The organism is Helicobacter trogontum (genome assembly GCF_000765905.2).
In the GTDB taxonomy this organism is placed as follows: Bacteria; Campylobacterota; Campylobacteria; order Campylobacterales; family Helicobacteraceae; genus Helicobacter_A; species Helicobacter_A trogontum.
The window spans coordinates 1-8,751 of sequence record NZ_JRPL02000039.1 but is presented as its reverse complement, the minus strand read 5'-3'; the positions used below and the strand labels follow the sequence as shown (position 1 = coordinate 8,751).

Sequence of the window (8,751 nt, the reverse complement as noted above, 5' to 3'; positions counted from 1 at the left end):
ATACTCTGGTATATAGTAAGTAGGTGCATTAGGATAGCCTTGAGGGGGAGTTGCTGCCATAATCTTAGCTTCTAAAAGCATAGAATCTATATATAAATCTACCTGTTTTTGTGTCCAATCATTTGGTAAGTCAGTATCATATCGTCTAAAGCGTATTGTTCTAATTCTTTCTTTAAACTCTAATCGTGTTTGCTTTGTGGATTTAGGGTCTCTAGGGTCTAGGAACTTACCTTCATCTATTTCTTTAATACATCTTTCTATTGTCCATCCATCTGCATCCACAGAATACCCATATAGCATATTCAAATCCATCACCCAATCTACTCCCATTATCTCATCTATGTATGGGAGCATACCAAATCTATCAGGCTTTATGCTCTTAGCTAGGGCTATGAGCTGTTGTTGGCGTAAGGGGTTTTTACGTAATCCTGATTTAAAAGTCCTAAAACTCCCCACATAATCCTTTCCATATATTTCTATGATTTTTAATATGCCTCTATAATCTATTTTTGGATTAAGCTGTATATAGAGTATTGTAGATTGCACATATCGTGCGGTAAAACCTGTCAAATCTGAAGCAAAATATTCTGGATTCCCTAGTATCCCTGCAGCTATGCCCCATTCTGTAGCAAAGAATTCAGATTTTAATGTATCTTTATTCCTATCTACTTGATAAAAGATGTCTTCATATTCTGGATTTATTACTCTACCCCTCTCATCTACACCACCAATAGCATCAAAGGGTATATCTATGACTGCACTTCGTAATCCACTTCTAATCACTAGGTATTGGTATCGCTCTCTTTTGGTTTGTAAAGATTCATAATAGGCTTTTTCTTTTTTAGTCCAAGGAGCTATGACTTTTTTTATAGGGTCTTTAAGATAGAGATTACGAAAGCTTTGAAATTCTTTAAAATGGTTTGGATTTGTTTTAAGGGTTGGGTCTAGGTAGAGGGGTTTATATTGTTTCTTTGCTTCTTCCATTATCTGCCAAGCCTGCAACAAGGCTTTAGAATATTCCTCTGTGTATTTGCCTGTTTCTACCTTGTTTTTTACAAAATGAATCTTATTTGTGCCTTTATCAACTTGCAAAATAAGTCCATTAGGTGTAGTAATCTGATATGTCTCACTCATTATTTCTCCTTAATCTTATTTAAAAATCTATCCTAACCATAAGCCATCTTCTATAATGATAGTCGTGGCTAGACGCCCTATGAATTTGGGACGTTTCTTGTCTTCTTGTGATTGCTCTTTTTCTTCTTCGTCATTGTTTGCTCCCATAATAGTAGGTGTTGGTGGCTCATCAGCTTTACTATCATCATTCACCCCCACATATAAAGCTCTAATATTATTCTGCCCTATGGTATTAAGGCATTGCAATAATCTCCTTGCTTTATTTTTATCATCTTTGTAGCTTAATATCTTACCTTGGTCATTTTTCTTTGGAGTGCTGGTAAAAAAGTAGTCTTTATACTCTGCTAAGATTTCTAAGGCTTCATTATAGGCATCAATGGCTGATGTCTCCCCTTTTCTTTCTCTTTCCTTAAATTCTTGATACAAACTACTCTCCTCTGGCACTTGGTATTTACGTATATCATTGAGGGATATATGGCTTGTTGTGTTTGTGATGATGCCTTTGCTATCTACACTCTTATGATGAAAGAATGTATAATCTGGCACTTGTTTATTATAGTGTGTCTCATAGTCTTCTCTAGTTTTTGCCTCTCGCTTTTCATCAATAATGAGATAGGCTAGAAGCTTTGTAAGTAAGAATTCTTGTAAGACATTGCTGTTGTTTTGTTTTAAGTGATGGGCTAGTCCTATATGATGTGTCAGCCCACCTGTGCAAAGCTCTGTGCCATATATCATCGATTGCAAATCAAAAGACATAAATTTGGAATGCACTAACATAGGATAGTAGGTGAGTTCTCTGTCTTTTTTGATGGCTTGATTTTGGGCATCAAGCTCTAGGAGACTCTCTACTCTTTTTAAGGCATAGGGCAAATCATAATAGAATGTATAGCGTTTGTGCATAATGCTATCATACTCCCTTGCATATGCCTCATAATTGGTGCTAAAATAATATTCTAGCACAATATCCAATGCTATCCCTGCTAAAGCTGCACTAGAATTAATTTTTAATGTATAGAAAACCTTATTGCGATAAAATTGCTTCACTTGGGAGAATATCTCTCGCGCTTGAAGTTTGCCTATAAGGTGTGATTGTGCCTTGCCACTGCCATAGGTAAAGCAAATTTTGTCAATCAATGCTTTATCTTTGGGTGAGCTCATAGTTTGCTTTAGCTTTTCTTTGATAGCTGTTAATTTGAGTGTTTTCGCGTCTTTATCAATACTATCAAGAATAAAAGCAGTTTTTGCCTCAAAATGTGCTATTTGTCCTTTTGTGCGTCTTAGCTCCATTTGGGCAAAACCCTTGAGGAAATTTTGTATTTGCTCTCTGTTTTTTTGCTTTAATGACTCTGTGAGTTTTGCTTTTATCTTATTTGTAATATCTACTTTGTTATTCAATTGTTTTGATGTGTCTTGAACGCCTCCATCAATCTCAATATGCACGCGTATAGTTGTAGGATATGATAAGAATAAAACTCCTCCTATTTCTGTAAGCAATGTCTCATGCAAAGCAAGTTTTAAGTTTTGAGTTTTGTTTAGATGTTCAATAGCGTTGATAAAAATCACAAGGCAATGCTTTGTCGCATCAATCATATTTTCATGAGCAAAATTCATAAAGGGGCATATTATGCCTAATATCTTATAGAGTGAGTTATAAAATACTTCTTGTGTGCGTTCTCGCTCTACAATCTTTGCATATTTTTCTCCATAATTTTTGATTTGTGCTAACTCTTGCTCTAGTTCTTTATCAATCCCTATTTCCTTTTTTATTTCATCATCAAATGCCTTTGCATCGCTACTAGCAATATCAGTATCCATAAACTCTTTAAGATAGGCTAAAAAATCTTTGCTAGGATCTGTCTTTTTTGGGTGTGTAGTTTGCAATAATAATTGTTCTTGCAGTTTTTGCATTATTGTAATATTTCCTTGTTGTGTTGATGTATATTGTCTGGAGTTGTTAGCCATTTTAATTGCAGTGAAACTCCACTTTTCCCCTAAACAAGAGATTTGCAAATAGGGGTGATAACCCTTGATTTCACTTTTTAACTCAAAGCTTGGAAAGTGTATCTTAAACACATAGAGTCCATAAAAAAGTGCGAAAATCGCTAATAAAGAATTATCTAAGTTTTTATTGCTATTATGAAAATATCGTAATTGAGTAAGAAAATCTTTAGCTGTTTGCTCTTCTTTTTTAATAATGTCCTCAATCTCTTTAGGTGTCTTAAAGAATTGGTCTATATAATCCATACCATAGTATTTTTTTATGTCATTTAATTGAGTTTCTTGTTTATACATTGAACGAGAGTGTGCTGTACTGCCGACCCCAGAAAAACTTGAAATAACGCTATCGTGATAACGTTGTGTTGTTACCTGAAGTGATTTTTCTACTTGCTTATATATATCGGTATTATACCAACTACTATCCACCCTCACAAATGGTGAAAGCTGCACCATATAAGCTTCATCATCTTTTTTATTGATTTCTATTCTATATGTGCTGTAATCTCTTGTGGTGTTGTAACTTTTGTTTTTGTCCCCTCTTGAGAGAATAAGCTCTTGTTTGGTGCGATTGTTTATATCGTCTTTGATTGTATTGCCAATGATATGTTGGGTAATAGTCTCTGTAAGCTTTGCATTATATTTGCTTGGGGCATTGGTGATTATAAGATAATTTTTTGCCATATTTGTAGTGTGGTTATTGGGGTATTGTGCGTTTTTGTCAGCACAAATTTCAGCCAATAAGGCAGAGTTAAAATGTGGAGATTCTATATAGGCAAGGTGGTTGAAGTATCGCACTGCTTGGAGCATATTTGCAAGAAGAGATGTGTCTTTGATATTTTGTTGTTTTGTTTTATTTTGGTGTATGTGGAGCATTTGAGCTTTTATGCTATTGTGCTGTGTTGTGGGTAGAGTAATTGCTTTTTGAGCTAATAGGTTTGGAATATCTATCATAGGGCTATCAAGCATAAGCTCACCCTTGAGAGCGATAGATTGAGAACACGACAATAATGTATCTTTCAAATAAAGATTAAAGCCTGATAAGTCAAGAAATTCTATTTTTTTCTTGCCTGTCTCTTGTGTGCTTTCTACAATCAACATACAAGAGAGTAGTTGTGTGTTTGCAAGCTGTACATACATTGCTAACTCGGTGGCAAGAAACTCTATGATTGGATTTTTGATATAGCTATATTTATTATTTTGAGCATCTTGAGAGTCCATAAGTGATGAAAGCAATACTGCAGATATACCTAGCAATATGATTACTGCACCTCCACCTGTAGCAATAGCAAGAATCACATTAAAGATTGTTTTTATGATATTTTTATAATAATCTTTATTCTTATCCTCTATAGCTTGTTTGATATACTGCTCTAGTTTGTTAAAAAGTTGCTCAATATTTACTTTAGCATCTGCCTTCATCATCTCTGCAAACAAGTTAGATTCTATGAGTAATTCCCCAATATGTTTTATTACTGCATCTTTAGCTTTTTTTAGAGAAATCTTATCTATATTTTCAGACTTGATGTCATCAAGCATAGCTTCTAGGTTTTGATATTGTTTAGTTGTGTCAATCTTTGCAGATTCTTTAATAGAATCTAATAGGGTTTTGATGATGTTATCATTATGATATGTCTCTATGGTAATATGTTTGGGTAGGCTGTAAGGTTGTTTTGTACCCAAGATTTGTTCTTGACTTAATGCCTCAAAGCTGTGAATTGTCGTATTATTTCGTGTTTGTTGTAGTTTTTTTAGAATTTCTTGCCCTAGATTTTGTGGTGATTGGTTATCATGCGTAATGAGACTTGCATTCATATTTGGACAAAGAAATATGATACGTTCTATTGTTTTATGTGCCTTTAAGCCTAACAGATTATCAATTTCTTGTAATAATTCTTCTTTGTTTGAAATTATCATGTAGTTACCCTTTTTGCCTAAAAATTTATTCTACCATAAACCTTTTTATTTATCATCCCCCCTCATATTTTGGTTGATGTTTTTTGTATTTTCCCAACTCACTTTTAGTCAACTTTACAATTCATTGTCGTAAAAATCAATATTTTCTTGTTTAGTTCTCATAATTTTAGAATCTTTAAGACTTATTTTACTCACATTCCTTACAATATTTCTTAACTATGCGTTCTACTTCTTCTTGGTATTCTTTGGATTCATAGAGTTCTAGGCAGTAAGTTAGGCTAGAATCTTTTTTTCTAGGCTCAATAAACTTTTTAAGTTCGGCTACTGCTTGCTTCCCACCGACTTCTAACACAAGCTCTCTGGCGTATGAATCAGACCTATTGGCGTGATTATTAGACAACCCTTTTGTATAATTCAAACAATAGTCAAATCCCCACACTTTGTAATATTTCCTAGCTTCTTGCCGATAGTATCGCTCTTTAACCTCTTGTGTATAATTTTCTTCTATCAACAGCTGTATAAGGGTTAACGCATCAGATGCTTGGCTAATATATGTCAAAAAAATAACCCCATATATAACCTTCGTCATTTTAACTCCCAAAAATAAAAATTTGATACAAACGGATATTTCCCTAATGGATCATTAAGATAATCATAACCAAAAAGAGGTATGCCAACCTCCTTATTCATTTCCACATCAACAAAATTATTTCCATTCCATAGGGTTGTGTGTCGTAGCCCATCTGTGCCAATCATTGCTACAATGCCTTTTCTTTTAATGGATTGCAATTCTTTAAAAAACTTTTGATTTTCAGCTTTTGAGGTCATATTGTGGTAAAAATCCTCAGAGCAACCACATTGAATCTTGTCTTTTACTTGATTATAAGTGGATTTAGTCCAAGATAACGCTTTCCAATTTAATTTTAGAAGTTCGATAATGTCAAATACACCCAAATAGTAAGTGTGGTTATCTTTACCTTTGTAGCCTCTGCCTACAACTTGCTTTTTCATATTTTTAATAGGGTGGGTGCTATAATTCAAGGCATAGCTAATACGCAAGGCACAGGTGTTGTAATATTTATCCATATCACTTATGAATTGTGCGTAAGCATTTCCACCTACCGTTTCATATTTCTTTTTAATTAAAGTTAAAGAGTATATTTCGTCAGATTCCTCTTTATTACCTGTTTCAGCATAATGTTTCTTATACGCTTCTTCTGCTTCTATGCGTCCAACTATATTTATCTCCCTATACGCACTTTCTACACTTACAAAATCTGGTCTTTGAATCCTAATTGTTATCTCTTTATCACCACATTTTACTCTACACACATTTGTATCTAACATCACTTATCCTTTGAGCTTAACACATTCATAATTATAGCTTGATTATCTTGTATTATGCCACTTACACTAAGCTTTTTCCCTTGAATCTCCAATGTTGTATGTATCTCCTCCCCATTGCTATACCCTTGTGTTTTTATATGCAAATTCACATCTTGTGTGTGTCTTGAATCTCCTTGCAATCTTGTCGTATCATCACCATAACTAAAATATATCTCTAATATTTCTTTCTCTTGTTTCTCTTTGTCTTGTTTCTCTTGTGTTTCTTTAGACTCTTTGCTTTCTGTATTTGTATGTAAGAGATTTGCTTGTGTATTCCTCTATTTCCTCCCCAAATCCAACACCTTGCCTATATAGCCCTTATGTTTCCCAATCATTCTCTTACCTTATTTGTTTTTAATTCGATACAGCAAAATAATCTCAATATACATCAAGCAAAAAGGTGTAAAATGTATTAGAAAACTGAAAAGTCTATGTCTCTGAAAAAATAAACAAAAAAGAAAGAAATAGATTATAAAAATAGTAAAAATAATCAAAAGAAAATTTATGCCTTGATATTTGCTGTATAGCAAATAACAAAAGAAGCTATATACAAGAAGAAAACAAAATGCTGTTGTGATTGAGTACTGTATAAATATACCAAACCCACCATATCTGGTATCAAACACATAAAAATCTTTCTTGTTAAACAATTCAAGGGCTATAAAGTTCAGCAGTTTAATGCCATAATCCGCAACCAATAAGCCCACAACAAAATTAACAAAAATTAAAAATACAAATAAATATACACGCCTACCAAGCATAAACTTCTCTTCCATCAGAATCTAATGCTAATAAAGAAGGATTGGGCTTTAAATCTATAAAAATCCAGTCGTTATGAGTGGGATACACTCTTTTTTCTTTTATTTTATATTTTCTTATAGCAAAATTTAAGCCTCTATCTACCATTTTATTATCATAATTATCGGCAAGTTCATCTTTTGGAATTGATAAAATACCTATTTGTCTCATTTTTCCTTTAATGGGGTCGCCGTCATAAAAATAATATTTATTGTCTATAACTCCTCGTTTTGCGTCTTTGGGTCCAGCATAAGACAAGAGATTCCTATACACTCCAATAGCATAGGGTATCTGCCCCACTGCATCAGCCCAATATGGAATCCCCTCCATTGAGACGAGAATAAAGCCTCTAGCACCTTTGGGAGATTGCTTCCAATCGCCACTGCCACCACTCTGAAAAGATGAGCTAAATCTATCCACTTCCGCAAACTCCACAATATCCCTCCAAGTGAAGTATAATACACCTAGCCCCTTACATTTTGTTTTATCTTGTAAATCAGGATTCACATCTAAAAGTTTATGATAATTCTCTGCACTGCTTTCAAACCATTGAATCCCTTTGTTATAAAGCTGTCTTACAGTAAGCCTAGTTTCTGTTATTCCTTTTCTCTCTATACTAAAGAGATAGATTCCTTTTTTATTGAATATTTGGATTGTATCATTTCTTTCCCCAAACGCCAATTCATAAGCCAAAGTATCATCATTACTCGCTATAAGAATGCCTTGTGATATATCTATTTTCTCTTCTGTCTCTTCCTCCACCTCCTCCCCAAAGCTCCAATACTTCTCTTTATATCCTCCATTGATAATCTTAAGTGTGAGTAGAGAATCTAAGTTTTGTTCTCTATCCTTAGATTCTAGTATAGAATCTAATCCATTGGCTAATTGTAATTCTAGTCTTTGTGCTTTATAGGGTGTGTGGAGTGTGAGGATAGTGGCATTACTAGGATTGTGAGCTAATCCTACTTGTGTATAGTCTTGTATATCTAGCATTATGTGTGTGCAGTAGTCATAGAGATAGTGATAGTTTCCTATGCCATAGTCTTTGTATTCATAGTTCTTATACACTTCTTTAAAGACTTTAGGAATTGTTTGAGGGATAAGGAGTATGAGAATAAGGGCATTAGAATCTAGTTGTAAGGATAGATAGTGATACTTATAGCCTTTGGTATAAGTATCTTTTAGGCTAGTATATATGCTAGAGAGTATATCTTGTAAGCTAGAGCTAAGATTACTTGTATCACTTAGCTCTTTGGTATCTTTAGCTATATCTATACTTAGTGAATCTAGTGGAGTGTCATTACTAGATTCCATAATGCTATCATTGCACTTTACTCTATATATGGGAAGATTGTCTTTTTGATAGGAGTGGCTTTTATAATGCAGTCTTAGGAATGGTTTGCTAAATGATATGCTAGATTCTAAAGCTTCTTTACTTTGTGCCCTTGCATTACTAGGAGCTGGAGCATTTATCTTAAAAGTATTTTCTTTAGGAGTGCAAATAATAGGAAATCCTTTATC

6 protein-coding genes are annotated in these 8,751 nt (G+C 33.8%); all 6 read right to left on the bottom strand.

What is annotated here, in order from left to right:
- Positions 1-1,134 (bottom strand): hypothetical protein (locus tag LS81_RS09895; RefSeq protein WP_138069917.1); only part of this gene is annotated, 1,134 nt, incomplete at its 3' end.
- Between the two features lie 27 nt (positions 1,135-1,161).
- Positions 1,162-5,046, bottom strand: coding sequence for a hypothetical protein (locus LS81_RS09890; protein WP_034344493.1), 3,885 nt, complete (start codon positions 5,044-5,046; stop codon positions 1,162-1,164).
- A 187-nt stretch (positions 5,047-5,233) separates the two neighbouring features.
- The gene (locus tag LS81_RS11530) at positions 5,234-5,635 is read right to left on the bottom strand and encodes a hypothetical protein (RefSeq protein ID WP_034344490.1); all 402 of its coding nucleotides are present in this window, start codon (positions 5,633-5,635) and stop codon (positions 5,234-5,236) included.
- The gene (locus tag LS81_RS09880; RefSeq protein ID WP_034344488.1) at positions 5,632-6,393 is read right to left on the bottom strand and encodes a T6SS effector amidase Tae4 family protein; all 762 of its coding nucleotides are present in this window, start codon (positions 6,391-6,393) and stop codon (positions 5,632-5,634) included. Before LS81_RS09880 ends, LS81_RS11530 begins: the two co-directional genes overlap by 4 nt.
- A complete protein-coding gene (locus tag LS81_RS09875; protein ID WP_237022226.1) occupies positions 6,393-6,542 on the bottom strand; it encodes a hypothetical protein in 150 nt (49 codons plus the stop codon). The genes LS81_RS09880 and LS81_RS09875 overlap by 1 nt, the downstream gene beginning before the upstream one ends.
- Before the next feature lie 640 nt (positions 6,543-7,182).
- Positions 7,183-8,751, bottom strand: a 1,569-nt coding sequence (locus LS81_RS09865) for a hypothetical protein (protein ID WP_138069916.1), incomplete at its 5' end; no start/stop codon positions are given.

Excerpts from the sequence above, each read along its gene's own strand:
- LS81_RS09890 (WP_034344493.1), bottom strand. The coding sequence starts at position 5,046 with ATGATAATTTCAAACAAAGAAGAATTATTACAAGAAATTGATAATCTG.
- LS81_RS11530 (WP_034344490.1), bottom strand. The coding sequence starts at position 5,635 with ATGACGAAGGTTATATATGGGGTTATTTTTTTGACATATATTAGCCAA.
- LS81_RS09880 (WP_034344488.1), bottom strand. The coding sequence starts at position 6,393 with ATGTTAGATACAAATGTGTGTAGAGTAAAATGTGGTGATAAAGAGATA.